Genomic DNA, 26,279 nt, shown 5'->3' on the forward strand with positions numbered 1-26,279 from the left:
CGCGGTATACTTTTGTTGTTGCAGTGTTGTGCAATTTGTACGTTCAAGCGGCGAAACCCAGATCTAGGGCCAGCCGCTTTTTCTGTATTTTGCATGGAAGGCACGGCAGCGTGAAACTCCCCGAAGGTCGGGGCAGGTTTCGTTCAGAAGGATGATTAAAAATGGCAACAGGTACCGTGAAATGGTTCAACGCTGAAAAGGGCTTCGGATTCATCGAGCCCGATGACGGCAGCGCCGATGTTTTCGCCCACTACTCCGCTATCAACTCCAGTGGCTACCGGTCTCTCGAAGAGAACCAGAAGGTCACTTTCGACACCGAGCAGGGCCCCAAGGGTCCGCAGGCGGTTAACATCCAGGCTGTCTAATAAGACATTAGGTCCGTTTCACGGGCCGGCTTGAATCAGGAGCAGGACGGGATTAATTCCCGTCCTGCTTTTGTTTTGCCCGCCGGATTCTTTCGCTGGCCGTCCATTGCCGGCCCTCGCGGGCGGGCCGGGACGCGTGAGCAATCTAACGCAGGATGACCCGCCGAATGCCGTGTGCCCCAGCCTGGATGCGAAGCTAACCGGGCTCGGAGCGGCGTGCACCATGGGGTAAGCTCCGGCCACACGCGCACCCCAAGGTTAGGAACCAGGCATGTCGGCTGATACCCCTCCCAAGAGGCCCGTAAACCACTCCGATGCAGTGGACGACGACGGCGGTGCACCCGCCAAATGGAAGCTGGTCGGCCCCGGGCTCGTGGTGGCGGCTACCGGCGTCGGCGCCGCCGACATGGTGGCCACCCTCGTTGCCGGATCCCGCTACGGGTACGCGCTGCTCTGGGCGGTGATCCTCGGCGTCGTCCTGAAAATCATCCTGGTGGAGGGTGCCGGACGCTTCACCCTTGCAACCGGTCTGACCATCTTCGAGGGCTGGCGGTCCCTGGGTAAATGGACCACCTGGTATTTCGGCCCCTACATCATGATCTGGGGCTTCATCTACGGAGCCACCGCCATGTCCTCCGCTGCGTTGCCGTTGGCCGCGGTTTTCCCCGCCCTCCCGCTGACGGCGTGGGCGGTCCTGATGGGCCTGGCCGGTTTCGTTATGGTGTGGTTCGGCAGATACGCCACCTTCGAGAAAATCACCGCCGTGCTGGTGGGGCTGATGTTCGTCACGGTGGTGGGGCTGGCCGTGATTGCCGTGCCGAATATTCCGGCGATGTTCGCCGGACTGATTCCGATGATCCCCGAGGGCGGAGTGTTCTACACACTGGCATTGGCCGGCGGTGTGGGCGGAACCATCACCTTGGCCGCGTACGGGTATTGGCTGCGGGAAAAAGGCTGGTACACCCCCAAATGGATGCGGGTCATGCGCATCGACAATTCCATGGCGTACGTGATGACGGGCCTTTTCGTGGTGGCGATGCTCATTGTCGGCGCGGAAGTGGTCCGTTCCGCAGGAGTTTCCCTTTCCAGCGGCGACGAAGGCCTGCTGGATCTGTACGACGTGCTGAAGCTGGAATACGGAGACGTAGTTGGCACCGGATTCCTGATCGGGTTCTGGGCCGCCTCCTTCTCCTCGATCATCGGGGTGTGGAACGGCGTCTCGCTGATGTTCGCCGATTTCTGGGGGAACATCCGAGGCAAGGAATCCGGCCACCCCGACACCCGTATCGGCGGAAAGTACTTCCGCTTCTACGTCCTCTGGCTGACCTTCCCGCCGATGATCCTGTTCCAGCTCGGACAACCCATCGGCCTGATCCTGGTCTACGGCGTACTGGGTTCGCTGTTTATGCCCTTCCTTGCGGTGACCCTGCTCGGCCTGCTCAACGGCCGCCGCATCCCCAAGCAATGGGCCAACAAGCTCCATACCAACCTCGCCCTCGGTTTCACGGCGCTGCTGTTCATTGCGCTGGGCATCCAGCAGCTGTGGGACAACATCGCCAAGGCGCTGTAGCGGCACGGAAACTTCCGGAAGAGCTCCCGCAGGCCGGCCCGCCGCGGACCTTTCGCGGCGGGCTAGTTTAGCGCAGCAGGCGGGCTTCCACGAGGGGTAAAACAGAGTAAAAGAAAAGTGCTTACGGGCCATCTACGCAGCGATTCTGCTCAGCTACGCTATTAGCGGCGAGAGAAGGTTGCAGGATGGAAACCAGCGCAACAGGTGGCCTCGACAGGCTCATCGCAGGCCGATACCGACTCATCGAACCAATTGGACGCGGGGGCATGGCCACCGTCTATCGAGGCCAGGATGAAGCGCTCGGCCGCGACATTGCGGTGAAGCTCTTCCGCGCCAGTGCCGTGGCTCCGGACGACATCGGGCGCCAGGAAAACGAGATGCGCCTCCTCGCTTCACTTTCGCATCCGGGCCTGGTCACCTTGTTCGATGCGGGCAAGGACGACGCCGGCCCCGGGGACGGGAACGGCAAAGCGGGGGAGCCGCGGACGTATCTGGTCATGGAGCTGGTGGACGGTCCGGACCTGCGCAAGCGCCTGCGCGAGGGTGCCGTCCTGTCTGCGGATGTCCCCTCCATCGGGGCCGAGCTGGCGGGAGCCCTGGCCTATATCCATGACAGGGGTGTGGTTCACCGTGACGTCAAGCCGGCAAACATCCTTCTGCCGCCGGCTGTCGCGGGGACATCGCCGCGGGCCAAGCTGACGGATTTCGGTATCGCCCGGATACTGGGCGGCGCACGGATCACTGCTGCCGGTGCCACCCTCGGCACCGCCAACTACCTCAGCCCGGAACAGGCGTCCGGACTCGGGGCAGAGGCAGCAAGCGACATTTACTCCCTTGGCCTGGTGTTGCTTGAGTCCGTCACGGGAAGGGTGGAGTTTAACGGCAGCGCTATCGAGGCGGCGGTCGCCCGCCTCAGCCGCGACCCCGCGATTCCAGAGTCCCTGGAAAGCCATTGGCGCGGCCTGCTTTCCGCCATGACCAGCCGGGACCCGGACCTGAGGCCGACGGCCGCTGAAGTGTCCGCGACCCTGTTGGACTACCGCTGGGCGGAAGGGACGGTGCAGCCGGGACGGGTACCGCAGCTGGCCTCGGGCCCGGGTGGACCAGCAGGTCCGCCGGCTCCCGCAGACCGGGCTCCCGCCGAACCGGACTGGGACCCGTGGAGCGGACCGGCAACGCAGGCGGATGTTGCCTCCGTGAAAGCCGACGACGCCGCCGGGGGAGCCGGCGTCGTCGTTACCCCAAGGGAAGCGGACGGGACCGATGGCGGCCAGGCCCTGGGCGGGCATCCCTCGGCGCCCCTGCCTTCGGTTCCCCCGCCCATGGACCTGCCGGCCCTGTCCGGGCAGATCACGTCTCCGCCGAGTGTCCCGCCCACCGTAGGGACGGTAGCCGCAAAGCCGTTGTCCGAGCCGACGCCGCGTGTACAGGTGCTCGTCGAACCGCGGCAGTCCTTCGCCGGACGAGCCCTGCTTGCCGTCCTGGTGATGGCCGTGCTGACGGCGGCGGTGGTCCTGATGCTCGGGCGCGTGGGGGCGCTGCCGGACGGAGGCGTCATCCCGGGGGAGATCGGGCAGAACCTGGAGCGGCTGCAGGACAACTTCGGGCCGTAACGCACCGGCGCGGGATACTGGAGCGATGAGTACCTCTACACCCGTCCCGTCCACCCCTGTCACCGAGGAAAGCCGCTGCCCGTGCCTTAGCGGGGAAACCTACGGGAACTGCTGCGGGCGCTTCCACTCCGGAGGCGCCACCGCCCCCACCGCGGAGGCGCTGATGCGCTCGCGGTACAGTGCCTTCGCCACCGGAAACGTTCCCTACCTGCTGGCCACGTGGCATCCGGACCACCGCCCCGCGAACCTCGAACTGGACACCGGGATCGAATGGCGGCGCCTGGATATCCTTTCCACCTCCGGCGGAGGTCCCCTGGACAACACCGGCACGGTTGAATTCCGTGCCCATTACCGGCAGGACGGTCAGCGCGGTACGCAGCAGGAACGAAGCAGCTTTGTCCGTGAACGGGGTCAATGGCTCTATGTGGAGGGACGATAGCCCGCCGCTTCTTCCGGACAGCCACGGGCGGGACCTAGGCTTGAAAGCATCCGACGGCGGCCCCGAAAAAGGCACGCTCAGGGAAGCTCCCGAAATGCAGGCGCATCAGAGGTCCTGCACGTAAGTCGGATGAGCAGGCGAGGACACTATGAAAGCACTCGTTTATGAAGGCCCCGGCCAGAAGTCCTGGAAGGACGTTCCCGACCCCCAGATCCAAGACCCGCGCGATGCCATCGTCAAGATAGATACCACCACCATCTGCGGCACCGACCTGCATATCCTCAAGGGCGACGTACCGGCAGTTACGCCGGGCAGGATCCTAGGCCATGAGGGTGTCGGCACCGTCACGGAGACGGGCTCCGGGGTGAACGCCTTCAAGACCGGGGACAAAGTAATCCTGTCCTGCGTCTCGGCGGATGGTTCCTGCAGTTTCTGCAAGGAGGGGCTCTACTCGCACTGCACCGGAGAGGAAGGGCAGCCCGGCATTGGGTGGATCTTCGGACACCTGATCGACGGGACGCAGGCCGAGTACATCCGTGTGCCGTATGCGGACACGTCCATGTACCGGCTGCCGGAAAACGTCTCCCAGGAGCACGGTGTCCTGCTCAGCGACATCTTCCCCACCGGGTTTGAAATGGGCGTGCAGTACGGGCAGGTCCAGCCGGGCGACGTCGTCGCAGTGATCGGCGCCGGCCCCGTGGGGCTGGCCGTGATTGCGACCTCGGGACTGTACGGTGCCGCGAAAATCATCGCCGTGGACCTGGACGCCAACCGGGTGGAGCAGGCCCGAAAATTCGGTGCCACCCACGGAGTGAACTCCGGGGATAAGAACTGGCGGGAACAGATCATGGACCTGACGGATGGCTGGGGCGTGGACGTCGCGGTGGAGGCCGTCGGTATCCCTGCCACGTTCGAGATGTGCACCAGTATCGTCCGGCCCGGCGGCAACGTGGCCAACGTGGGGGTGCACGGGACGCCCGTGAGCCTGGAGCTGGACCGGCTGTGGATCGAGAACATCAACATCAGCATGGGCCTGGTCAACACGAATACCCTGTCCATGCTCCTGAAGCTGATTGCCGAAGGGAAGCTGCCGGCCGAGGAGTTCATCAGCCACCGCTATTCGCTGGGCGACATCCTCACGGCTTACGACACCTTCTCCCGGGCCGCGGAAACGAACGCGTTGAAGGTGATCCTGCAGGCCTGAGCAGTCATCCTGCGGGCAGGAGGGCGGCATCCGGTAGCGGGTGCCGCCTTTTTGCGCATTGGCGGCACCGGCAGATAATGAGAACTGCGGCCGCGTCTGCTCCCGCAGTTCTCAGCTCAGAAGAGGTTTTCCATGTCTAACGGCACCATGATTGCAGGACGGCTCAACGTAGAGACCGGCACCTTCGCCATGCAGGAAGTTCCGATTCCCGATCCTGGCCCGGGCTTCGTGCGCATCAAGGTCGGAGCCGCGGGCGTGTGCCTGTCCGACGTCCACCTGATCCAGGGCCTGCTGCGTCCGCAGTTCCTCCAGGGCAACGAGGTCACCCTCGGCCACGAGGTGGCCGGCACCGTGGACCTTCCCGGTGCAGGTGTCACCTCCGTTGCTCCCGGCGACCGGGTGGTGGTGCAGGCCGGGTACGAATACAACGGCGTCACGCTCACGATGGGCGTTGACTACGACGGCGGCTGGGCCGAGTACCTCGTGGTTCCCGCCGGTGTGCTGGTGCCGCTGGGTGATGACATTCCCTTCGACCAGGCGTCCATCATTCCCGACGCCGTGTCCACTCCTTGGGCTGCCATTGCCTCCACTGCTGAAGTGCGCGCCGGTGAAGCAGTGGGCGTCTGGGGCATCGGCGGGCTCGGTGCGCACGGTGTCCAGCTGCTGCGCCTGATTGGTGCCGCGCCCATCATTGCCGTTGATCCCATCCCCGAGGCCCGGGAGCGTGCCCTGGAATTCGGTGCCGATCTGGCGCTTGATCCGATGGCGGAGGACTTCTCGGACGCGATGAAGGCCGCCACCGCCGGACAGGGGCTCGACGTCGCCCTGGACTTCGCCGGTGTTGACGCCGTCCGGACCCAGGCCATCAACTGCCTGGGCCGGAGCGGACGCCTCGTGCTCGTGGGTCTGTCCGGCAAGCCGATGACCATCAATGACAGCACCGGTTTCTCCTTCGCACGCAAGCAGATCCGCGGCCATTACGGCTCGGACGCGCACCACGTGCCGCAGCTGGTGTCTCTGGCCCGGCTGGGCCGGCTCGATTTCGCCAAGTCCGTCAGTGCGCGCATCCCGCTGGCCGACGCCGAGCAGGCGGTCAAGGCGCTCGACGCGAAGGAAGGCAACCCGATCCGCCTGGTGCTGATCCCGTAGCGTCGTCCGCTACGGCATGTCTGCGTAGCGGACGGCATTGGCAAGGGCTTGTTCCAGCCCCTTGGTATCCAGCGCCTTCACATAGGCAGGTGTGTCGCGCTGCCAGCGCCAGCCTTCGGCCAGCGGACCGGCGTTGACGACGTCGAACCCGAATTCGCGAATCAGGGACGTCACCAGTTCTTTGGACGCCGCGTCGTTGCCGGCAATCGGCAGCGCGCGGCGGTTCGGCGTTCCGGCGGGGGTAGCCTGGCTGGTCAAGTGATCGGCCGCGATGTTGTTGAACGCCTTCACCACGTGCGAATCGGGCAGGTGGTTCTGCAGGAGTTCGCTGGTGGTGAGGGACTCGTCGTCGAGCTCGGCGATGTTCCCGTCCCGCTGGGGGTAGTAGTTCATGGTGTCGATGACGGTCTTGCCGCGCAGTTCCTCCACCGGCACATCCGCGTAGTTCTTCAACGGGATGCTCACCACCACTACGTCTGAGGCTTTCGCGGCTTCGGCCGGGGTGGCTGCGCGGGCATGCCCGCCCAATTCCATGATGAGTGCCTGGAGGGTCTCGGGGTCCCGCGAGTTACTGAGGACGACGTCGTACCCCTGCTTCACGGCGAGCCGCGCCAACTGTGAACCGATGTTCCCGCTGCCGACAAAACCGATGGTCCGAATACGAGGTGTGCTCTCCAGTGTGCTCATAAAGGCATAACCGAGGAGGCTGCCAAATATTCCGACCCCGCTGTTACGTCGCGGAAATCTACGTTCCCTACGATCGGCCCATGACTGCACCCTCCCGTCCCATTGCCCTGTCTGGTCCAGCCGCCCCGCACGACCCCCGCCGTCGTCGGACACTGGCGTGGATGGGGCTCGCCGTCCTCGCGCTGCACCTGCTGGGGTGGGGCGGTTTCCTGCTGGCGGTCGCACCGCACGGATACAGCACGGCCGCCGGATCAGGGTTCGGCGCCGGACTTGCCTTGACCGCCTACCTGCTGGGCGTGCGGCATGCATTCGATGCGGACCATATCGCGGCGATCGATAACACGAGCCGGAAACTGGCTGCCGGTGGCGACCCGCCGGTCTCGACCGGGTTCTGGTTTGCCCTGGGCCATTCAACCGTTGTGCTGCTCGCCGTCGGACTGCTCGCGGCCGGCGTTGACGCAGTCGCCGGGCAGCTCACCGACGATGCCTCGGTGCTTCGACAGTTTTCCGGGGTGTGGGGGCCGGCTGTTTCCGGCACCTTCCTGCTGGCAATCGGGGCCATCAACCTGCTGGCACTGCGCGGCATTGTCCGGGCGTACCGGAAACTACGGGACGGGAGATACAACGAGGTCGAGCTGGAGCGGACGCTGGATCAGCGCGGATTGGTTGCCCGGATGCTGGCTCCGGTGGCACGCCGCGTGGATAAGGCCTGGAAGCTGTATCCACTCGGGTTCCTGTTCGGGCTCGGGCTGGACACCGCCACCACCATCGGCCTGTTTGTGGTGGCGGGCGGCGCCGTCGTCGTCCTGCCGTGGCAGGCGGTGATGGTGCTGCCGCTGCTGTTCACCGCGGGCATGGTCCTTTTCGATTCGCTGGACGGGATCCTCATGAGCCGGGTGTACCGGTGGGCCTTCGACTCTCCAAAACGGAAGCTGTTCTACAACCTGGTCATTACAGCCGTTTCGGTGCTGGCTGCCTTCGGCGTCGGCGCATGGGTGCTTGGCGGACTGTTCACCGAGACACTGGCGCTGGAATCGGGCCCCGTCGCGTGGCTGGGGAACCTGAACCTGGAGTATCTCGGCTTCTCAGTGGTGGGTCTGTTTGTTGGCGTCTGGGGAATTGCCTACGCATTTTGGCGGGTCTCGGGGGAGCGGCTGGCTGCGGCAGAGAAGGGCTGAGTCCGCCGCACCGGCAGCGGCTTAGTGGAGCCGGCCCGCTAGATCCGCCGCAGGTAGCGTTCCGGACCGTTGAGGAAACTCTTCCAATAGGTCACCAGATCGAGTTCGTCCCACTGACGCTCCCGGAATCCCCATGGACCCAGCTCGAGGATCCGGGCTCCCGGAAGCGCAGCGAGCAGCGGCGAGTGGGTGGAGAGCAGGACCTGCGACTTGCCGTCCGCAAGTTTGTCCTTCAGGACACCCAGCAGTGCCAGGCAGCCGGAGAAGGACAACGCGGATTCGGGCTCGTCCAGCACCCACAGCCCCGGGCCGCGGAACCTGTCCTCCGCCAGCGCCAGGAAGGATTCCCCGTGCGAGAGGGAATGGAACTCCACATCCAGACGGGATGTGGAGGGGTTCTCCTCCAAGTAGGTGAAGAAACCGTGCATGGTCTCGGCCCGCAGGAAGTAGCCCCGCTTCGTCCCGCCGGGATTACGGACCAGCTGCAGGTGGCGGCTGAGCTCTGATTCGGTGCTGCGGGTGGTGTGGCGGGCACCGGTGGAACCGCCTTCGGGGGAGAGGCCAAATGCCAGTGCCACCGATTCGATCAGCGTGGACTTGCCGGACCCGTTTTCGCCCACCAAGACTGTGGCCTGGGCAAGGTCAAGGCCCGCCTTCAGCAGCTGCGCCACCGGCGGGAGGGTTGCAGGCCACTTCTGCCGGTCCAGGGGTTCCAAGGGGTGCTCCCGAACCTGGCGGATGGGGTATCGGTCCGTGAACATACGCAGATTCTGCCACGAACAGGTGCACCGGATCAGGCAGGGGCCTCACCGCGCAGCTGGTCCTTCCACGACCGGTAGACGGGGTCGGTTTCCCGTGCGGCTTCATGTGCCGTATCCGAAAGCGCCCGGATCACTGCTCCCTCCGCCGCTAAATCCAGGCGCCGTGCACTGCCGTCACCCCGCCCGGCGCCGTTACCGGGCCTGGGGCCGCCGACCGGCCCGGCGCCGTTCGGATGCAGGGACTGCGGCCGCCAACCGGCCGCCGTCGCACTGGACAGCACCTTGGCGGTGCCGAGGACGCCGACGGCGCGTTGCCGGGTGCCGCGCAGGTCAAGGTCTTCGTACAGGTAGTCCCCGTTCGGGCCGGTCAACCGGGTGATGCTCCGCAGCGGCCCGGCCTCCTCTCCGGAGCGGCCAAGGACCAGCGTTTCGCGGAGCAACACCCGGGCGCCGACGCCCAGCTTCACACGGGTTTCACGCAGCACGTTGGATCCGGCGGCAGCCACAAACGGTGCTCCCTCCCAGATCAGCACCGCGCCCTCGTCCAGCACCGCCTCGAGCGTCCAGCGGGCCTGCTTGCCTTCGGCGTCGTAGGCCACCATGCCGGCCGGCTCGACCACTTCCAAGGTGACACCCGGACCCACAGCCACCTCAATCCGGACGTCGTCTCCGCCGAGCAGCATCATGTGGATGCCGATCAGTGCCACCCGCAGCTGCCGTGCCCCGGAGCCCCCGGAACCGCCGGAACCCCCGGCAACCGGACGGGGCGCCAGATAATGCCCCTGATCCAGGAGCGCGAAACGTGCTCCCTCCCCGGAGGGTTCCACCGCGATACGGGTAGGCCGCTGCCCGGCGGGGTGCGCGCCGGACGGTGCGGAAGAAGGCACCCGCTCAGTGCTGGTGGACAGTGCCTTCATCCCCGTGCGCGTGGACAAACCCGCCGTCTTCGTCCGCATGGAAATGCGGCGCCATGGGTCCGGGGTCCTGCGGCGTATGCTGCCCGGATCGGTGCAGTGCCACCAGCCCGCGGACCCAGGCGCAGAGTTCGTCTACGGTGTCCTGCTGTTTGCGGGAAAGGGCCAGCACCGGAGCGCCGTCCCGTGCCTCGACGGCGTCCGCCACCATTTGTTCCACGTCCACTTCCACGTACGGAGCCAGGTCTATCTTGTTGATCACCAGCAGATCGGCACGGGCAATACCCGGTCCGCCCTTCCGCGCGACGTCGCCGCCGCCGGCAACGTCCAGCACAAAGATCTGTGCGTCCACCAAGGCAGGGGAGAAGGTGGCTGTGAGGTTGTCGCCGCCGCTTTCGACCAGGACGAGGTCCAGCGGCGCGAAGTCGGACTCCAGGTCCTCCACGGCGAGCAGGTTGGTGGTCACGTCATCGCGGATGGCCGTGTGCGGGCAGGCACCGGTTTCCACTGCGCGGATACGCTCCTCCGGAAGCACACCCGCGGAGCGCAGGAACCGGGCATCCTCATCCGTGTAGATGTCGTTGGTGATCACGCCGATCTGCAGCTCGCCGGCCATGGACCGGCAGATCGTGGCAATCAGCGAGCTCTTGCCGGTACCGACCGGACCGGCAACTCCCAGGCGCAGTGAACGGGTGGACGGGGCAGCAGCGGGGAACGAATTGTCAGGCAACGAATAGTCTCCTTGTTCTAGTGGTGTGGTCTTCGGCCCAGTGCTCCATCAACGGGGCGCTGAGGGCGGGAATATCGTCTAAGCCGCCAATGAGCAGCGACTCCACGGCGACAGCGTCGATCTCTCCGGCGGCGTCCAGGATCCAGGCGGTGGCATCCATCGGATCGATGGGCAGCAGCTTCAGGGCAGCTGCCACCACCGACTGCGCATCGTCGTAGCAGCAGAGCCGGGCGAGCTGCAGCTCGCCGACGCCGAGCGCAGCGGCAGTCACGCCCAGGGCCACGGGCCGGGTGGGCCGCGGGACGGTCCGCTGCAGCTCGACGACGGCGGGAGAGTCCGGTCTCAGCTTCCCGGCCAGTCGCAGCATGCCCCGGCCCAGACGGCGCGAGGCTTCCCGCTGCGCAGCGGAGGGCGTCCGCGCGTCGAGGGCAGCTTCGATCCGGGCAAAGCTGATGCCCGCTGCGCCGCAGGCGGACCGGTGCGCCAGCACCGCGGCGGCGGTTTCCACCCGGACCACTGTGTGCAGCCGGGCGAGCAGGTAGGGATACACGCCGTCGACCCCAAGGCCGGCCAGGACCGCAGGCTCCAGGCCCGCCGAATGTGAGTACGCCCCGGAGGGCAACCGCGAATCGGCCAGCAGGAAAGCCGCAACACCGACGTCGGGAGCTGGCAGCATCGCTTCCACTAGAACAGCGAGTAGCGCTGGGTCAGGGGCAGCTCGGACGCGGGGGCCGGTTCAATGACCTGCCCGTCGATGCTGACCATAAAGGTTTCCGGGTTCACCTGGATATCCGGCAGCGCCGTGTTGTTCGGCAGCGACGCCTTGGTGACGTCCCGGGTGGAGCGGATGGCGGTCAGTGTGCGGGTCAGCCCGAGGCGGTCCGCCAATCCGTCGTCGAGCGCGGCCGGCGCCACGAAGGAGGTGGACAGATGCGGTGCCGACGACGCGGTTCCCGCCAGTGCTTCCCGCATCCAGACGGGCTGGGGCGTGGGCAGGGTGGCATTGGGGTCACCCATCTGGCCAGCCACAATGGCTCCGCCCTTGATCACCAGGGTGGGGCGGATGCCGAAGAACGCCGGATCCCACAGCACCAGGTCCGCCATTTTGCCGATCTCGACGGATCCGACCTCGTGGTCGATGCCGTGCGCCACGGCCGGACAGATGGTGTATTTGGCAATGTAACGGCGCACCCGCTCGTTGTCGGCCGGAAGCTGTGAGTGCGTGGCGCCCATGTACTCCTTCATCACGTGCGCCACCTGCCACGTGCGGGTGATCGTTTCGCCGATGCGTCCCATGGCCTGGGCGTCGGAGGAGGTAATGGACATGGCGCCGAGGTCCTGGAGGACGTCCTCGGCCATCATGGTGTTGGCCCGGATCCGGGACTCGGCAAATGCCAGGTCCTCGGGGATCCGGGGATTCAGGTGATGGCAGACCATCAGCATGTCCAGGTGCTCCGCCACGGTGTTGACCGTGAAGGGGAGGGTCGGGTTGGTCGACGCCGGCAGCACGTTCGCGGCGGCAGCCACTGTGATGATGTCCGGAGCGTGCCCGCCGCCGGCACCCTCGGCGTGGAACACATGGATGCCGCGGCCGTTGATCGCCTCCAGCGTGTTCTGCACATAGCCGGCCTCGTTCAGGGAATCCGCGTGCAGGGCCACCTGGACGCCCCACCGCTCCGCGGCGGTCAGCGCGGCATCGATGGCGGCCGGCGTCGAGCCCCAGTCCTCGTGGACCTTGTAGCCCGCGGCTCCGGCCAGGGCCTGCTCTTCCAGCGAGGCCTGGCTGACGGTGTTTCCCTTGCCGTACAGCAGGAAGTTCAGCGGGAGGTGGTCCAGTGCCCGGTGCATCACCTGCAGGTTCCAGGCGCCCGGGGTCACCGTCGTCGCCTTGGATCCTTCGGCCGGTCCGGTGCCGCCGCCGCCCACGGTCGTGATGCCGGAGGCAAGCGCTTCCCGCAGGGCGTCCGTGCCCAGCAGATGGACGTGGGTGTCGATACCGCCGGCCGTGAGGATCCGGCGCTCGCCGGAAATGATCTCGGTTCCGGGGCCGATGACCAGCGCCGGATCGATTCGGTCCATGATGTCCGGGTTGCCCGACTTCCCGATGCCCGTTATCCGGCCGTTCCGGACCCCGACGTCGGCGCGCACAATGCCCCAGTGGTCCACGATGACGACGTTGGTGATCACCAGGTCCGGAGCGCCCTCGGCGGAGGTCCGGGTGGACTGGGCCATGGACTCGCGGATGTTCTTGCCGCCGCCGAAGACGGATTCGTCCCCGCCGAAGGTGTAATCCTGTTCCGGGCTGATCCAGAGATCGGTATCGCCCAGCCGGATCGAATCGCCCGTGGTGGGGCCGTACAGGTGGGCGTATTCGTGCCTGCTGATCCGCATGTTCAGGCCCCTTCCTGCGCGGTACCCCGGAGTTGAAGGCCGGGAACGGTGCCGGTGCCCGCCAACCGGACGAGGGTGACCTCGCGGGAGGCACCGGGTTCGAAGCGGACGGCCGTACCCGCCGGGACTTCCAGCCGGAAGCCGACGGCGGCATCCCGGTCGAAGCGCAGCACCGGATTCACGTCCGCGAAATGGAAGTGGGAGCCGATCTGGACCGGACGGTCGCCGTCGTTGGTCACCACCAGGCTGCGGGTTTCACGTCCGGCATTGATCTCTACGTCTCCCTGCGCGGTACGGATCTCACCCGGCACCAGGTTCATGAGATCGGGTCCGTAATAGTGACCAGCTTTCGGCCGTCAGGAAACGTGGCTTCAATCTGCAGATCCGGAATCATTTCCGGCACCCCTTCCAACACTTCGTCGCGGCGCAGGACCGAGCGTCCCTCGCTCATCAGGTCGGCGACCAGCCCGCCCTCGCGTGCCCGTTCCATCACCCAGCAGGAAAGCAGGGCCACGGCCTCGGGGTAGTTGAGCCGGATGCCGCGTTCGCGGCGGTCCCGTGCCACCATGCCGGCAACGCTAAGCAGCAGCTTGTCCTTATCAGCGGGAGTGAGGAACATGCGCCGATTCTGCCACCGGGTTGTTTCCGTCGTGTTGCGTAATTTGCGTATGCGGAGGAATTGGGAGCCTGCAGTTTTCCGCCATAGACTTCGGCAGTGAATTCCGGACTGCTGCTGGCCATCTTGATCGCCGTCTTTGTTGGGGGAATCGCGCAGCGTGTGGCCGGGATTGGTTTCGGGCTGCTGCTGGCGCCGTTCTTCATTGTTGCCCTCGGCCCGTACCCGGGTGTCGTGGTAACCAATGTTTGCGGGATGCTCGCCGCCGGTCTGGTGATCCGGCACGTCTGGCAGCGAATCGACTGGAAAATGTACGCCTCGCTGGCCGTCCCGGCGGCGCTCGGCGTCGTGCTGGGAACGTATGCGGCATCGGTCCTTCCAGTGGGACCGCTGGAAATCGGGGTCGGAATATTCATGCTCGCCGCCCTGACTTCATCCCTGGTGCTGAACCGCACCGAGGTGGTGCTGCGTGGAGGTTCGCCGAAAACTGCTGCAGGACTTCTGGCCGGCATCAGCAACTCCATGGCCGGAGCAGGGGTTCCGGCCGTGAGCGCCTACGCGGTACTGGCCCGGTGGCCGCAGGCCTCTTTCATGGCAACCATGCAGCCCTTCCTTGCCACCCTGAGCATCGTGACACTGGCGGCCCACGCCGTGGTGGACCCGGGGGAGTGGCCGCAGCTTGCCTGGTGGATCTGGGCACTGCTGGGCATCCTCACGGTGGCCGGGCTTCGAGCCGGAAGCCGGCTGGCACCGCACGTTCCCGAGTCCACGGCCCGCCGCGTCGTCGTTATCCTGGCCTATCTCGGAGCCGTATCCGCCCTGGTGAAGGGGATCATCGACCTGCAGTAGCCGCGCTGGAGCCTATTTGCCGCCGGACTTCCCGGCACGGTCCTTGGCGGCCTTGGCAACCTTCACGGCTGCAGCGGCCTTGGCGACCTTCACGGCCTTTCCGTGCTTGTCGGCTTTGGCAGCCTTCGCAGCCTTCTCAGTCTTGGCGGCTTTGGCGGCCTTGGCGGCTTTGGCAGCACCCTTGGCCCCGACCGCTGCTGCGGTACCCATCACCGGCGTCGGAACCGTGACGACCTTGACCTTGGTCTTCGGCCGCTTGCGGTCCAGGACCAGTGCGGCCGCAATGCCGGCCATCCAGGTGTCCTTCGCCAGCCCGAGGCCGTCGGGGGTGGGGCGGATGCCGTCTGCCTCGGTCATTCCCGGCGTCATGAGGTACATCCGCACCATGCCGCCCGAGAAACAGCCGAGCATGAGCCCGGCCAGACGGCTGGGGACGAACGGGAGCAGCAGGGACAGCCCCACGCAGATCTCGGCCGTGCTGAGCAGCTTGCCGAATTTCGCCGGTTCAATGTCCTGTACCTGGGGAAAGGCATGGGCGGCCATCTGCTGCAGGTAGGCCGCGTTTTCGGCATCCATATTGCGCTTGTTGAGGCCGGAGTTGAGGATGTAGGCGCCGGTGGTCAGGCGCAGGGGAATGTGGCTGAGTTTCATGGGGGTCCCTTCACAGACGATGCAATTCCGAGCCTACGGCCGCCGCGGTGCCTGCGCCAGAGTAGACGCTGGAACGAACGGTGGCGAAGAGCGGGGCAAAAATGTCCGAAACGCGGGGGAACAGGTTACTCACCGGTCGCCATCTCTGCTTTCATAAAGGGGTACGCTGCAGCAGCTGTCGACACAAGAAGGTTCCGATGGAATACCTCCCGGGTGAGCATCCTCGCCCGCGTCATTTCCTCCTCCATCTCAGCGACACGCACCTGCTCGGGGGTGACAACCGCCTGTATGGCGCAGTGGACAGCCATGCCAAACTCCGTGCGCTTTTCGCCCGCCTCGAAGACAGCGGACAACGGCCCGAAGCTCTGATTTTCACCGGCGACCTGGCGGACCGCGGGGAAGCCGGCGCCTACGCCAAGCTCCGGGAGATCGTTCTCCCTGCGGCTGAGCGGATGGGCGCCCGGGTGATCTGGGCGATGGGCAACCACGACAACCGCGCGGCTTTCCGCCAGGTCCTGCTGGACGAGGCCCCGGAAATGTCACCCGTGGACCAGGTGCACCACCTCGGCGGGCTGCGGATCATCACCCTGGACACCACGGTCCCGGACCACCACCACGGGGAGCTCAGCGACGGCCAGCTTGCCTGGCTGCGCCGTGAACTGCAGACGGCCGCTCCGGAGGGAACCATCCTCGCAATGCACCATCCGCCGGTCCCCAGCGTGCAGGACCTCTCCGTCCTGGTCGAACTGCGGCAGCAGCACCGGCTTGCAGGCGTCCTGGCGGGCAGCGACGTCCGGGCCATCATTGCCGGGCACCTGCACTATTCGACGTTCGGGACCTTCGCCGGAATCCCCGTGTCCGTGGCGTCAGCCACCTGTTACACGCAGGACCTCACGACGCCGGGAACCCGAGGCCAAGACGCGGGCCAGGGCTACAACATGGTCCACCTCTACGAAGATTCGGTGGTGCACTCCGTGGTGCCTTTGGAGGAAAGCGGCACCGTGGGGGAGCAGGTGGGGCCGGAGGAAACCGCTGCCCGCCTGGCGGAAGCAGGTATCCGGCTACCAGATGCGCTCACACTGACATCCGCCTAGTCCCGGGACGGCTCCGGACCCAGGTTGAAGAACCGGCCGGTGACGGTTTCGGGCACAATCTCCACGTAGCGGTACTTCTCCGTCCGAACCCAGGGCTGCAGGGGAAGGCTGTCCGCCGCTTCGATCTCGGCGCCCGTCTCCAGGAAGCGGGTTGTCCCCTTGACGACGACGGACCAGGCCTGATCGCTGTGGACGCCGTCGGCTTCGAACGCGACGTACGTATTGACCGCCATTTCCGCCAGCTTCGTGCCCGGCGCGGTGCGAAGGAGGAGCACGCCGTCGTGTGCCAGATAGTTGATGGGATAGATGCTGGGCCGGTTCGCCACACTGACCGCCAGGCGGCCGTGGTGGGTGTGTTCCAAGTACTTCCAGCTCTGTTCATCAGACAGTTCAACGACCGGGGGAAGCTCTTCATTAGTCATGCACTCAGTGTGCCAACGGTGTCCGACCACCGCCACCATCAGGTTGCTTATGAACTTGACTCTGTCCCGGCACTTGCAAGAGAGTGGACTAGGTAGTATTGCCCCGCCAGCAATAAACCTCACCACCGAGGAGCACACGTTTATGACAGATGCAGGACAGCAGCATTCCACTTCCGGCCAGAACGACGCCGGAGACCCGAAGACCCTGACCACACGCCAGGGACACCCGGTCTACGACAACCAGAACACCCGGACCGTGGGAGCCCGTGGCCCGGCCACGCTTGAGAACTACCAGCTCCTCGAGAAGATCAGCCACTTCGACCGTGAGCGGATCCCCGAGCGCGTAGTCCATGCCCGCGGTTTCGTGGCGTACGGCGAGTTCGAGGCTTCCGGCAAGTGGGGCGACGAGCCCATTGCCAAGTACACCCGCGCCAAGCTTTTCTCCGAGCCGGGCAAGAAGACCGATGTTGCCATCCGTTTCTCTTCCGTGATCGGCGGACGTGACTCCTCCGAGGCCGCACGCGACCCCCGCGGCTTCGCCGTCAAGTTCTACACCGAAGACGGCAACTGGGACATGGTCGGCAACAACCTGGGTGTCTTCTTCATCCGCGATGCCATCAAGTTCCCGGACGTGATCCACTCCCTGAAGCCGGACCCCGTCACGTTCCGCCAGGAACCGGCCCGCATCTTCGACTTCATGTCGCAGACTCCCGAAGCCATGCACATGCTGGTCAACCTCTTCAGCCCGCGCGGCATCCCCGCGGACTACCGCCACATGCAGGGCTTCGGCGTGAACACCTACCGCTGGGTCAACGCCGCCGGCGAATCGAAGCTGGTCAAGTACCACTGGCTCCCGCAGCAGGGCGTGAAGTCCCTGACCGAGGAAGACGCCGCGAACATCCAGGCCAACGACCTGGGCCACGCCTCGAAGGACCTCTACGAGGCCATCGAACGCGGCGACTACCCCAAGTGGGACCTGTACGTTCAGCTCATGGATGACCACGATCATCCGGAACTGGACTTCGATCCGCTGGACGACACCAAGACCTGGCCGGAGCAGGAGTTTGAGCCCAAGTACGTGGGCACCATGACCCTGAACCGCAACATCACGGACCACCACAACGAAAACGAGCAGATCGCTTTCGGTACCGGTGTCCTGGTGGACGGGCTGGACTTTTCCGACGACAAGATGCTCGTTGGCCGTACGTTCAGCTACTCCGATACGCAGCGCTACCGCGTAGGCCCGAACTACCTGCAGCTTCCGGTGAACTCCGCGAAGAACGCACGCGTCGCCACCAACCAGCGCGGCGGCCAGATGTCCTTCGGCACCGACCTCGCGCCGGGCCAGAACCCGCACGTGAACTACGAGCCGAACATCACCGGCGGCCTGCAGGAAGCAGCCAAGCCGGAGCAGGCCGAAGTTGGCCCCGAGCCTGAGGGCCGCCTGACCCGCGCCCGCCTGCCCCGCACGAACGATTACATGCAGGCCGGCCAGCGCTACCAGCTGATGGAGCAGTGGGAGAAGGACGACCTGGTCGCCAACTTCGTTGCCAACGTCGGCCAGGCTGTCCGTCCGGTGCAGGAGCGCATGCTCTGGCACTTCTACATGAGCGATGACGAGCTGGGCGCACGCGTCGGCGAGGGCCTGGGCATCAGCTTGGACGAGATCAAGGATCTCGGCCCGCTGGCTACCCAGACACTCAACGAGGAAGAAACCGAGCGCATGAAGAACCTGGGCCACAACGGTCCCCGGAACGTCGAAGGCCTCACCATGACCCACTGCGTGCCCAATGAGCACGTGGTAGTTACCCGGTAAGGAACTTCCACAAACAACGACGGCGCGGCCGCACTTTTCGTGCGTTCCGCGCCGTCGTTGTTTAATTCCCTACTTTTCCCAGGGTGCCCGGACCGGGAAGTACTTTTCGAGGAAGTCCGTCACCCGTTCGGCCCGTTCCGCCGCGGGGACTTCCGGGAAGCTTCCGTCATTGAGGCAGAACATGTCCTTGTGGCGTTTGGCGAGCAGCCGGTCCATCATCTTCAGGCCGGCGTAACTGGTGGTGTCCACGTACCGGACCTTCGCCGTCTCCTGCGTGACCGCCCGGCCTGTGAGCAGCGCGTAGTAGTGGTAGAGCGAGTTGGTCACGGAGATGTTGTCCTTGGCCCGGAAGGTGCTCGCGGCCGTGGCGGCGAACTCCTCGGGGAACTCCGCCTCCATTTCCAGCAGGACACTGCGGCGCAGGGGAGCTGCCGTGTGTTCCAAGTGGCGGGTGGTGACCCGGCCGAAGCGCTCCCAGAGCAGCCGGCGGTTCACTCTCGCAGCATTTTCGAAGCCGCTGCGCTCGGAATCATTGGCGCCCAGGCCAATCCGGGTGCTGGCTTCAATGAACTTGGTGATCCCGCCCGGGGAGAAGAACATGTCCGGGGCAACGGGGCGGCCAAAGAACATGTCGTCGTTGGAGTACAGGAAGTGTTCCGCCAGTCCCGGGATGTGCTGCAGCTGGGCCTCGACCGCCTGGGAGTTGTGCGTGGGCAGCACGGACGGGTCCTTGAAGTGTTCGGAGGCAGGCACGAAGGTGACGGACGGGTGCTCAGCCAGCCAGTCCGGCCGCGGCGAGTCCGAGGCAATAAAGATGCGGCGGATCCAGGGGGCGAACATGTGCACTGAACGGAGGGCGTACTTCAATTCGTTGATCTGCCGGAACCGGGCCTCGTGGTCGTCGCCTTCGCCCACCACGGCGCCGCTCATCCGGGCGGCGCGGGCGGCCTGGAACTCGGGGGAACTGCCGTCCACCCAGGAGAACACCAGATCGATGTCGAACCGGATGTCCGTGGCGTGGTCCGCGAACATGTTCTCGATGGTCGGCCAGAGCAGTCCGTGCTTTTCCACGGTGCCGCGGACCACCTCGGCAGCCGGCAGGGTTCGGCGGGTGAGGGAGTTCTCCACGGGCAGGGTGATGTTCTCGCCCTCCAGGTCCCAGAGTTCAATCTGCACCCCGGCCGAGCCTGAAATCAGCAGGTTTGTGCCGGTGAATGCCCGCGGGCGGTACACGCGGATGATCCGGGCCTTGTCGATGGAGGAGAGGTCCCCGTCTGCGATCAGCAGGGTCCGGCTCTTTTTGGTATCGACGGTCCGGGCGTAGAACGGCTCGTCGCGGCAGGCCTCGACCATCGCCTTCCGCAGCTGCTGGCGCACCCGGAGGTCGACGGCAATGACCGGACGCTGGTCGTTTCCGCGCACCAGAAGGTACTCCACCCCGGCGTCGTCGAGCACCCTGCGCACGAAGAGCAGGTCCTCCACCATGGCCTCGTGCGGTGTGAGACCGGTGTCCATGAGGGCCAGGCGGCCCTTGACCAGGGCGACATTGGTTCTTTGCTCCACTCGCTGGAGCACCGCGGGGGAAGCGGCGAGCAGGGTCTCCGGTTCGAGATCCGGTTCCGGGGCTCCGAAGTAGATATCGTGTTCGGCGGCTGTATCGGTAATAGGAACCTCCTAGGGCGGGTGGGCGCCCATAGTGCAGGCGCTGATGAGTGCTGCGTTGCACGGGAACTGCTGCCGGGCGTCCGGCGGGTCCTTCAAGATGCGCCGGGGATGCTCCGAACGCTATGTGCTCAACCGCGGGCCGCCAGTAGCATTGTCTTCGGACACGGACATTCCGGGAGTAGATGTGGGATACCGTAACACCGCCCGTGGCAGCACCGCGCGTAAAGCCATGGCTCGTAACATAACCGCCCGTAACACTGGCCTGCTCGCGGCAGCTTTGCTCCTCACCAGTATCTCATCCTGCGCTGCGCCGCCGCAGGAGGACCCGACGTCGTCCGCGCCACAGTGGTCCACCTATACGACGGCGGATAGCAGCCTCCGCTTCGAGCACCCGGCCGGGTGGGACATCCGGGAGCTTCCGGCACGCGCCAATGATCCGGCGGGCGGGGTGTCGCTGGAAGTGCTCGACGACGGCGGCCGCGTGCTTGCCCGGCTGGACACCGGCATCATCACGGACCTGAGCTGCACCGAACCTGCCGAACCGGCGTCCTACGTGGAGTATGAGAGCGTGCCGATGCCGAAGCTGGAGTCGAAACAGGGGTCCGACCAGCGGTTTGTCTACCGCTCCCTGGCACCGTCCGGGCCACGCAATGCCCAGGCAACCTACGCCGTGGTGAGCGGTCAACAGCAGAGTCCGGAATGCGGGCTGTTCGATTTCTTCAGGCTGACCGAGTCGAGCGGGGGACGGTTTGCGGGGGAGTACGGGGACGGTTCCGGGGATGCGCAGGACACGGATACCTATCTCGACGGTGCCGAACGGTACCGGGAGACGCAGGAATACAGCGACATCAAGGAGATGCTGACGTCCCTGCGCAACGCGGATTAGGACCGGGTGGGCAGCTGCGGGAGCACTTTCATCCGAGACTCCCAAATGCCTCATTTATAAGCCGGCTGATTTCTGTGAGCACTCTGGTGCCCTGTGGATAAGTCGCTACGCTCTGCAGCGGCCTGATTACTATGGCCGAACCGACTGCTTGATCCTTTGTCTCGCGGCCCACCCAGCCTTGGGGGTTTTCGAATGCGTAAAGTTCTCCGCCGTACCGTCCGAGTGAGGCTTGCGACCGTCGCGGTTGCGGTCCCGTTGCTGTTCCTGACCGCGTGCTCGGGTGCGTCTGGTGATTCCGGGGATTCCGGAGCAGGGAAGCAGCCTTCGAGTCCGGCTGCCACGGCTTCGGAAACGCCGACTCCGACTCCGACTCCCAGCGCCGAGTACAAGCCCGCGTCGGCTGAGGGGCCTGCGGAGAACGTCCCGCTGCCGGTGATGCCGGAGGAGGCGAAGGTCGAGTCCAAAGAAGGGCTCGAGGCCTTCGCCCGGTATTGGTATGAGGCAGCGAACTACGGGTACGAGACCGGCGATGTGGGGCAGGTCCAGGAGATTAGCAGTCCGGACTGTACTGCTTGCCTCAACTACTACGACGTAGTCTCCCGGGGGTTCGTTGATGATGATTGGATGGCGAACTCGGCCATAGAAGTCCTCGACGTTCACTCAGATTTTGTACTCACGCCCGACGGACGTTTCCAAGCGATCGTTTATTTTCAGCAGGAGGCGATGGAATACTACGGCCCGGAGGGGCTTCAAACGATGGGTGAACCTGACCCTGCTGTGGCGCAACTGCTAGAAGCCGTCTGGACAGATAACCAATGGAACGCCGTCGCCCTCGTAACCATCCAGGGCTGAGGGAGCCCGATGCGGAAGTTTAGCGCCCTTGCGCTGGCGGTATTCATATCCATGATGTTCCACCTTGCGCTGACGGGCCCATCAGCGGCGGAAGGCGGTGGGGAAGGGGATATGAAGGGCGGAGGAAAAGTGATTGGCACAGTTTATGTTCAGCATCCAGAAACTGGAATGTGGTCCCAAATGCCTGTCGGAATCCCTGATGACCCTTTTGGATACCGCTTCGAGCCAGTCTGTTTTGATGATTTAGCTGGAAACGTGGATTGTCTGGCCGCGAACCAGGCCGCGTGCACGGCCGGTGAGGATGGGAGACTGGTCCACTGGTTCCGAGGTCTAAAAACTCGTGATCCCAGCCTATGGGAAAAGGTCAGCGAAACCCCGTCCTGCATCTACTCCGAAGAGCCCGTGGACGTGGGCGAGCAGATCCAGGCACAGATCCTCACCGCCTTCCAGGAGCGCCCGATAGCTGCCGGGAAACTGGTCCTGCAACCCAGTCCCCACACGCTGGTAGGGATGGAAACCAACGTCTACGTCGAGGCCACAGAGCAGGTCTTTGAAATGGTGCTGCTGGACCAGACGGTCCGGATTGTTGCTACCCCCACCGAGTTCGAGCTGAACTACGGGGACGGCACCGTGTACGGGCCTACCAGTGTCCCGGGGGCCCCGTTGGTCCAGGACCGGTGGGGCGAGCAGACCCAGACCAGCCACAAATACGATGCCAGCGGCGACTACCAAGTGGGTGCCACTGTGCATTTCTCCGGAGCCTATTCCGTGAACGGCGGACCGATGATTCCCATCGATGGTCGTGCAGCGGTGTCCTCCGAAGCTCAGACCCTGAGCGTCTGGCGGGCGGAAACCCGCAGCGTCGCCGACAACTGCCTGGTGAACCCGAGCGGTGTCGGATGCTAGCCCGACACAGCGTGGTATGAGCCTGCGAACTACGGGTTCAAGCCGGCGAAGCGGGGCTCGTAGAGCGACAAGCAGCCCGGAATGTGACAGCGATCAGCCGGTACCGGCCCGGCAGAGCGGTGCGGCACATAGTCGGGCTCTTCCTGCCTCTCCATGCCGAGCAGTCTGCCCCGGAGGGCCGCGAATCGCGTGAGTTCCGGGCGCCGGGCCCGGAAATCCTTCGAATTGTCGGAATCCCTACGGTTTGTGACAATCCCTGCGCCGCGCAGCGCGGGGATCCGGACAAGGTGCGGGGATTCGGACAAGGCGCGGGGATTCGGACAAACCGCAGGGGGGATTCGGACAAGGTGCGGGGATTCGGACAAACTGCAGGGGGGATTCGGACAAGGTGCGGGGATTCGGACAAACTGCAGGGGGGATTCGGACAAGGTGCGGGGATTCGGACAAACCGCAGGGAGGATCCGGACAAGGCGCGGGGATTCGGACAAACCGCAGGGAGGATCCGGACAAGGATGGCGAAGTGGAAGTCGTCACCACCGCGACCATGAAGGTACGTGCATGGTGGACCCAACAGATGACGGCTGCTAGACGGAATCCGGCCGCGGCACCGCAAACAGCGTCCGGGGATCCTGCAGCACCGCAGGGTAGGCGAACGCTGACCGGGAAATTTCCCCGTTCAGCTTCACCTGCCGCACCGCCGTATCGTTCGTGAGCTCCACCGGCCCGGCACGGCCCAGAAGCAGGCGGGTCCGGTCAGCCGGAGAAAGAACAGCCACCTGGTCGCCGTCGTCCATGTCCTCGAGCAACCGAACCAACTGCCGGCCCCGCTTACCGGTGATCGGGGTGCCCTTGGCGGAAAGCATCGGCAGCACGATGGCGGCAGCATCGCCGTCGGGCACCGCACGCACCACCCACAGTCCTTCACCCGGGCCAGGGTCAACAGGATCCGGAACGTCGGCAGGGGAGGGCCAGACATAGGGCAATCCGGCCTCGGTATCCGGAAACAGCGGTCCGTAGACGTCCGGAGACTTCTCGATGAGGTTGGAGCGATGACTGCGGTGCAGTTCTTCGTTCCCGATCCAGACGGGAAGATCGACGTCGGCTTCCGCAGCCTCCGGAGCGAACTCCAGGATCTGTTCCCGGACGGTATCGGCATGTCCGCGGGCAATCCACTCACCCGTCATCGCCAGCCCGTAGGCGGTGAGCGCCGGCACGAAGCCCTTCCACATCAGCAGGGCGGGGTGGCGCTGCCAGCCGTAATCGGGAACCACCAGCCCGCGCAATAACTGCAGGGTCTCCACCCGCTGCTTGCCAAGCCGCGCCTGGTCCAGGACGGCGGCGCTGCGGGCGAAGCCCGGATACGGAAGGAAGGTCTGCACGCGCCTAGTCTGTCACTGCCCGCCGGTGCCGAGCTGCCGGACCATGATCAGGTCCCGGAAAGTGTGGACTCCCACCTGGAAGGACCGGCGCCCGAAGGTCTGGAACCCGGATTTGCGGTAAAAGGACTGGGCCCGCACATTCCGGTTGTTCACGCCCAGCCACATGGACCGGGCGCCCGCCGACTCAGCGGCCCGGGCAGCAGCTTCGACCAACTGCCCGGCAAGACCGCTGCCGTGCGCAGCCGGACGCAGATAGAACTTGCTCAGCTCGGCCGAGGGCAGCGCCGCCCGCCCCGACTCCAGCGCCTCCACGACCTCCGGATCGGACGGCGGCGCCAGCACGAGCAGGCAATAACCGCTGAGCCGGCCCTCCGTCCGGGCGACCAGCACACGGTAGGTCTCGTCAGCGAGATAACCGGCGAAGCGCTCGGCGGAAAGATTCGCCGCAATAAACGCCGCGCTGTCCTCCGAAGTTACCTCAGGCGGGCAGGCCAGCGGGAACGTGACGGCAGCCAGGTCGGCAAGCCCGGGAACATCTTCAAGGTCTGCGGATGAAATGGAAGCTTGCACCCTTCCAGCATAGGCAGGCGAAATGGCTCACCGGCCCGCCCCGTAACCCGGCAGGCTTCCCGAAATCAGTACCGTGCGTAGAGCTCGCCCACCTGCAGTGCGGCGTCCACGGTGTTGTCCGGACCCGGAAGCGGGCAGGCCCATGCCTCGTCATACGCGCAGGACGGGTTGTAGAGGAAGTTGAAATCCAGGATCAGGCTGCCGGGAAGATCGCCCGTCCCGAGGTTCGCGCCCTTGATCGTGTCCAGCAGGTACCGTCCCCCTCCGTAGCTGCCGCCGTCGACGCCGGATGTCGCATCGCGCACGGGAATGAAGACCCCGCCGCCGTAGGAGTCCAGATGCCAGACCGCCAGGCTGCCCACGCCGTCAGCGGAGACCGTGCCGAGCCGGGTAAACGGCACTACGCCGTCCGTCCCCGTAGCGACCTCCATCTTCTCGCCGGCGCCGGCGTCGTCAATTACCGCCTCGAACCGGAACGCCGGATCGTAGCGGGCCGTCCGCAAGCCGCGGAAGCGGCGCCGCGTGTCTTCGGGAAGGGGCGACGCCGGATGGGTGCCGAAGAGCCGGTCGCGTCCGGTGGCCCACAAGGCATGGGAGTGCGACGCCGACATGCCGTCGGCGGCTCGCCTCGCCTGCTCGTAAAGGGCGAACGTGTTACGGCGCCAATCGGCGGTGTCAAGGGCTGTGACGGGAGATACCATTCGTCCAGCGTAGTGTGTTCGAGTGACTACCGGACTCCTCATAGTGGTGCTCGTCGCCATCTTCATCGGCGCGATCGCCCAGCGGATCGCCGGCCTGGGCTTTGCGCTCCTGATTTCCCCCTTCCTGGTGATCATCCTCGGCTCCCACGGGGGAGTGCTGATGGTGAACATCTGCGGACTGGTCTCTTCGCTGCTGATCATGTCCCGTGTCTGGCGGGACGTGGACTGGTCCATGTACCGCTGGTTGGCGGTCCCAGCGGTTATTGCCAGCGTGCCGGCATCGGCAGCCGCGGTTTACCTGCCCGCCGCACCGCTTGCCGTGACGGTGGGCGCCGTCGTCCTCGTGGCGCTAAGCATCTCGCTGCTCCTGCAGCGCACCTCCGTGGTGCTGACCGGCAACGTGCCGAAAGCCGTGGCCGGTTTCGCTTCCGGGATCACGAACGCGATGGCCGGCGTCGGCGGTCCCGCCGTAAGCGTGTATGCGTTGCTGGCCCGTTGGCCGCAACGTCCGTTCGCAGCCACGCTGCAGCCGTTCTTCGTCACCACCGCCACGGTCACCCTGACGTCCAAGCTACTGCTGGATCCGGGGCAGATGCCGCCGTTCGAGTCCTGGGCGTGGGCATTGATCGGGGTCATGATCGTGGGCGGCATCTTCGTCGGCGAGAAACTGCAGCGCTATATCCGCGATGACCAGGCGCGGCTGGCCGTGATCGTTATTGCGTTCATCGGTGCGGCAGCGGCACTGGTCAAGGGTCTGATCGACCTCTAGGGCACCGCCGGAGTTACCCGACTCACGCCGGCGCCTCAACGGGCTGTGCAGGCCCGGATGGCACGATAGAAACGATGAAAATTTTATTGCGGCCGAAGAAGC

Annotated in this window: 28 protein-coding genes; 14 read left to right on the forward strand and 14 right to left on the reverse strand. The window is 65.3% G+C overall.

The features are described from left to right. The first annotated feature begins 161 nt into the window (after positions 1-161). The 6 genes from NNX34_RS12695 (at position 162) to NNX34_RS12720 (ending at position 6,340) form a co-directional block, all read left to right on the forward strand. Positions 162-365, forward strand: coding sequence for a cold-shock protein (locus tag NNX34_RS12695; RefSeq protein WP_146362590.1), 204 nt, complete (start codon positions 162-164; stop codon positions 363-365). Between the two features lie 271 nt (positions 366-636). Then, positions 637-1,935 carry an Nramp family divalent metal transporter gene (locus NNX34_RS12700; RefSeq protein WP_255766890.1) on the forward strand — a complete coding sequence of 433 codons (1,299 nt, stop codon included), beginning with the start codon at positions 637-639 and terminating at the stop codon, positions 1,933-1,935. 185 nt (positions 1,936-2,120) lie between these two features. Continuing rightward, positions 2,121-3,548 (forward strand): serine/threonine-protein kinase, encoded by a 1,428-nt coding sequence (locus NNX34_RS12705; RefSeq protein WP_255766891.1) that lies wholly within the window; start codon positions 2,121-2,123, stop codon positions 3,546-3,548. Between the two features lie 25 nt (positions 3,549-3,573). Beyond that, positions 3,574-3,987 carry a YchJ family protein gene (locus NNX34_RS12710; RefSeq protein WP_255766892.1) on the forward strand — a complete coding sequence of 138 codons (414 nt, stop codon included), beginning with the start codon at positions 3,574-3,576 and terminating at the stop codon, positions 3,985-3,987. Positions 3,988-4,135: 148 nt separating this feature from the next. Then, a complete protein-coding gene (locus NNX34_RS12715) occupies positions 4,136-5,191 on the forward strand; it encodes a zinc-dependent alcohol dehydrogenase family protein (RefSeq protein WP_255766893.1) in 1,056 nt (351 codons plus the stop codon). A gap of 132 nt (positions 5,192-5,323) precedes the next feature. Then, positions 5,324-6,340 (forward strand): zinc-binding dehydrogenase, encoded by a 1,017-nt coding sequence (locus tag NNX34_RS12720; RefSeq protein ID WP_255766894.1) that lies wholly within the window; start codon positions 5,324-5,326, stop codon positions 6,338-6,340. Positions 6,341-6,349: 9 nt separating this feature from the next. Here the strand turns inward: NNX34_RS12720 and NNX34_RS12725 are convergent, their stop codons facing one another. Next, positions 6,350-7,000 (reverse strand): NADPH-dependent F420 reductase, encoded by a 651-nt coding sequence (locus NNX34_RS12725; protein WP_255767252.1) that lies wholly within the window; start codon positions 6,998-7,000, stop codon positions 6,350-6,352. 107 nt (positions 7,001-7,107) lie between these two features. Here NNX34_RS12725 and NNX34_RS12730 point away from each other — a divergent pair, with 107 nt between their 5' ends. After that, positions 7,108-8,205, forward strand: coding sequence for a HoxN/HupN/NixA family nickel/cobalt transporter (locus tag NNX34_RS12730; RefSeq protein WP_255766895.1), 1,098 nt, complete (start codon positions 7,108-7,110; stop codon positions 8,203-8,205). A gap of 38 nt (positions 8,206-8,243) precedes the next feature. Here NNX34_RS12730 and NNX34_RS12735 read toward each other — a convergent pair whose 3' ends face one another. The 7 genes from NNX34_RS12735 to NNX34_RS12765 are packed head-to-tail and all read right to left on the reverse strand — an operon-like array spanning position 8,244 to position 13,620. Further along, positions 8,244-8,966, reverse strand: a complete 723-nt coding sequence (locus tag NNX34_RS12735) for an ATP-binding cassette domain-containing protein (RefSeq protein ID WP_255766896.1) — start codon at positions 8,964-8,966, stop codon at positions 8,244-8,246. Positions 8,967-8,998: 32 nt separating this feature from the next. After that, positions 8,999-9,901 carry an urease accessory protein UreD gene (locus NNX34_RS12740; RefSeq protein WP_255766897.1) on the reverse strand — a complete coding sequence of 301 codons (903 nt, stop codon included), beginning with the start codon at positions 9,899-9,901 and terminating at the stop codon, positions 8,999-9,001. Next, complete coding sequence (gene ureG, locus NNX34_RS12745) at positions 9,858-10,610, reverse strand: urease accessory protein UreG (RefSeq protein ID WP_255766898.1); 753 nt, start codon at positions 10,608-10,610, stop codon at positions 9,858-9,860. The genes NNX34_RS12740 and ureG overlap by 44 nt, the downstream gene beginning before the upstream one ends. Beyond that, positions 10,603-11,286, reverse strand: coding sequence for an urease accessory protein UreF (locus NNX34_RS12750; protein WP_255766899.1), 684 nt, complete (start codon positions 11,284-11,286; stop codon positions 10,603-10,605). Before NNX34_RS12750 ends, ureG begins: the two co-directional genes overlap by 8 nt. 8 nt (positions 11,287-11,294) lie before the next feature. Beyond that, complete coding sequence (locus NNX34_RS12755) at positions 11,295-13,001, reverse strand: urease subunit alpha (protein ID WP_255766900.1); 1,707 nt, start codon at positions 12,999-13,001, stop codon at positions 11,295-11,297. Between the two features lie 2 nt (positions 13,002-13,003). Beyond that, entirely contained in the window at positions 13,004-13,321 is a 318-nt protein-coding gene (locus NNX34_RS12760) for an urease subunit beta (protein WP_304659956.1), read from the reverse strand. After that, the gene (locus NNX34_RS12765; protein ID WP_255766901.1) at positions 13,318-13,620 is read right to left on the reverse strand and encodes an urease subunit gamma; all 303 of its coding nucleotides are present in this window, start codon (positions 13,618-13,620) and stop codon (positions 13,318-13,320) included. The genes NNX34_RS12760 and NNX34_RS12765 overlap by 4 nt, the downstream gene beginning before the upstream one ends. Positions 13,621-13,716: 96 nt before the next feature. Here NNX34_RS12765 and NNX34_RS12770 point away from each other — a divergent pair, with 96 nt between their 5' ends. After that, complete coding sequence (locus NNX34_RS12770) at positions 13,717-14,466, forward strand: sulfite exporter TauE/SafE family protein (RefSeq protein ID WP_255766902.1); 750 nt, start codon at positions 13,717-13,719, stop codon at positions 14,464-14,466. 12 nt (positions 14,467-14,478) lie between these two features. Here NNX34_RS12770 and NNX34_RS16180 read toward each other — a convergent pair whose 3' ends face one another. Next, positions 14,479-15,117 carry a hypothetical protein gene (locus NNX34_RS16180; RefSeq protein ID WP_370647054.1) on the reverse strand — a complete coding sequence of 213 codons (639 nt, stop codon included), beginning with the start codon at positions 15,115-15,117 and terminating at the stop codon, positions 14,479-14,481. A gap of 197 nt (positions 15,118-15,314) precedes the next feature. Here NNX34_RS16180 and NNX34_RS12780 point away from each other — a divergent pair, with 197 nt between their 5' ends. Further along, positions 15,315-16,211, forward strand: coding sequence for a phosphodiesterase (locus tag NNX34_RS12780; protein WP_255766903.1), 897 nt, complete (start codon positions 15,315-15,317; stop codon positions 16,209-16,211). Here the strand turns inward: NNX34_RS12780 and NNX34_RS12785 are convergent. Then, positions 16,208-16,633: a pyridoxamine 5'-phosphate oxidase family protein gene (locus NNX34_RS12785; RefSeq protein ID WP_255766904.1), complete on the reverse strand. Its 426-nt coding sequence runs from the start codon at positions 16,631-16,633 to the stop codon at positions 16,208-16,210. The genes NNX34_RS12780 and NNX34_RS12785 overlap by 4 nt on opposite strands. 142 nt (positions 16,634-16,775) lie before the next feature. On the opposite strand from NNX34_RS12785, the gene NNX34_RS12790 reads away from it, so the two are divergent. Further along, a complete protein-coding gene (locus NNX34_RS12790; RefSeq protein ID WP_255766905.1) occupies positions 16,776-18,449 on the forward strand; it encodes a catalase in 1,674 nt (557 codons plus the stop codon). Between the two features lie 69 nt (positions 18,450-18,518). On the opposite strand, the gene NNX34_RS12795 is transcribed toward NNX34_RS12790, so the two are convergent. Beyond that, complete coding sequence (locus NNX34_RS12795) at positions 18,519-20,012, reverse strand: stealth family protein (RefSeq protein ID WP_370647056.1); 1,494 nt, start codon at positions 20,010-20,012, stop codon at positions 18,519-18,521. 331 nt (positions 20,013-20,343) lie between these two features. Between NNX34_RS12795 and NNX34_RS12800 the strand changes: the two genes are divergently transcribed. The 3 genes from NNX34_RS12800 (at position 20,344) to NNX34_RS12810 (ending at position 22,758) form a co-directional block, all read left to right on the forward strand. Continuing rightward, positions 20,344-21,000: a hypothetical protein gene (locus NNX34_RS12800; protein ID WP_255766906.1), complete on the forward strand. Its 657-nt coding sequence runs from the start codon at positions 20,344-20,346 to the stop codon at positions 20,998-21,000. A gap of 222 nt (positions 21,001-21,222) precedes the next feature. Then, entirely contained in the window at positions 21,223-21,852 is a 630-nt protein-coding gene (locus NNX34_RS12805) for a DUF6318 family protein (protein WP_255766907.1), read from the forward strand. Positions 21,853-22,260: 408 nt separating this feature from the next. Continuing rightward, complete coding sequence (locus NNX34_RS12810) at positions 22,261-22,758, forward strand: hypothetical protein (protein WP_255766908.1); 498 nt, start codon at positions 22,261-22,263, stop codon at positions 22,756-22,758. Positions 22,759-23,342: 584 nt separating this feature from the next. Here the strand turns inward: NNX34_RS12810 and NNX34_RS12815 are convergent. The 3 genes from NNX34_RS12815 to NNX34_RS12825 form a co-directional block, all read right to left on the reverse strand. Beyond that, on the reverse strand, positions 23,343-24,137 hold the full coding sequence (locus NNX34_RS12815; RefSeq protein ID WP_255766909.1) for an MSMEG_6728 family protein: 795 nt from the start codon (positions 24,135-24,137) through the stop codon (positions 23,343-23,345). Positions 24,138-24,149: 12 nt separating this feature from the next. Continuing rightward, positions 24,150-24,707 (reverse strand): GNAT family N-acetyltransferase, encoded by a 558-nt coding sequence (locus NNX34_RS12820; protein WP_255766910.1) that lies wholly within the window; start codon positions 24,705-24,707, stop codon positions 24,150-24,152. A 65-nt stretch (positions 24,708-24,772) separates the two neighbouring features. Then, positions 24,773-25,408: a DUF1684 domain-containing protein gene (locus tag NNX34_RS12825; RefSeq protein ID WP_255766911.1), complete on the reverse strand. Its 636-nt coding sequence runs from the start codon at positions 25,406-25,408 to the stop codon at positions 24,773-24,775. 22 nt (positions 25,409-25,430) lie between these two features. Here NNX34_RS12825 and NNX34_RS12830 point away from each other — a divergent pair, with 22 nt between their 5' ends. Continuing rightward, the gene (locus NNX34_RS12830; protein ID WP_255766912.1) at positions 25,431-26,177 is read left to right on the forward strand and encodes a TSUP family transporter; all 747 of its coding nucleotides are present in this window, start codon (positions 25,431-25,433) and stop codon (positions 26,175-26,177) included. The last annotated feature ends 102 nt before the right edge of the window (positions 26,178-26,279 follow it).

It is taken from the genome of Arthrobacter sp. zg-Y1116, assembly GCF_024385485.1.
In the GTDB taxonomy this organism is placed as follows: Bacteria; Actinomycetota; Actinomycetes; order Actinomycetales; family Micrococcaceae; genus Arthrobacter_B.

Bases quoted from the DNA above. Each gene is read 5' to 3' on its own strand.
- NNX34_RS12695 (WP_146362590.1), top strand. From the start codon at position 162: ATGGCAACAGGTACCGTGAAATGGTTCAACGCTGAAAAGGGCTTCGGA.
- NNX34_RS12700 (WP_255766890.1), top strand. From the start codon at position 637: ATGTCGGCTGATACCCCTCCCAAGAGGCCCGTAAACCACTCCGATGCA.
- NNX34_RS12705 (WP_255766891.1), top strand. From the start codon at position 2,121: ATGGAAACCAGCGCAACAGGTGGCCTCGACAGGCTCATCGCAGGCCGA.
- NNX34_RS12710 (WP_255766892.1), top strand. From the start codon at position 3,574: ATGAGTACCTCTACACCCGTCCCGTCCACCCCTGTCACCGAGGAAAGC.
- NNX34_RS12715 (WP_255766893.1), top strand. From the start codon at position 4,136: ATGAAAGCACTCGTTTATGAAGGCCCCGGCCAGAAGTCCTGGAAGGAC.
- NNX34_RS12720 (WP_255766894.1), top strand. From the start codon at position 5,324: ATGTCTAACGGCACCATGATTGCAGGACGGCTCAACGTAGAGACCGGC.
- NNX34_RS12730 (WP_255766895.1), top strand. From the start codon at position 7,108: ATGACTGCACCCTCCCGTCCCATTGCCCTGTCTGGTCCAGCCGCCCCG.
- NNX34_RS12735 (WP_255766896.1), bottom strand. From the start codon at position 8,966: ATGTTCACGGACCGATACCCCATCCGCCAGGTTCGGGAGCACCCCTTG.
- NNX34_RS12750 (WP_255766899.1), bottom strand. From the start codon at position 11,286: ATGCTGCCAGCTCCCGACGTCGGTGTTGCGGCTTTCCTGCTGGCCGAT.
- NNX34_RS12755 (WP_255766900.1), bottom strand. From the start codon at position 13,001: ATGCGGATCAGCAGGCACGAATACGCCCACCTGTACGGCCCCACCACG.
- NNX34_RS12760 (WP_304659956.1), bottom strand. From the start codon at position 13,321: ATGAACCTGGTGCCGGGTGAGATCCGTACCGCGCAGGGAGACGTAGAG.
- NNX34_RS12765 (WP_255766901.1), bottom strand. From the start codon at position 13,620: ATGTTCCTCACTCCCGCTGATAAGGACAAGCTGCTGCTTAGCGTTGCC.
- NNX34_RS16180 (WP_370647054.1), bottom strand. From the start codon at position 15,117: ATGAAACTCAGCCACATTCCCCTGCGCCTGACCACCGGCGCCTACATC.
- NNX34_RS12780 (WP_255766903.1), top strand. From the start codon at position 15,315: ATGGAATACCTCCCGGGTGAGCATCCTCGCCCGCGTCATTTCCTCCTC.
- NNX34_RS12785 (WP_255766904.1), bottom strand. From the start codon at position 16,633: ATGACTAATGAAGAGCTTCCCCCGGTCGTTGAACTGTCTGATGAACAG.
- NNX34_RS12790 (WP_255766905.1), top strand. From the start codon at position 16,776: ATGACAGATGCAGGACAGCAGCATTCCACTTCCGGCCAGAACGACGCC.
- NNX34_RS12800 (WP_255766906.1), top strand. From the start codon at position 20,344: ATGGCTCGTAACATAACCGCCCGTAACACTGGCCTGCTCGCGGCAGCT.
- NNX34_RS12825 (WP_255766911.1), bottom strand. From the start codon at position 25,408: ATGGTATCTCCCGTCACAGCCCTTGACACCGCCGATTGGCGCCGTAAC.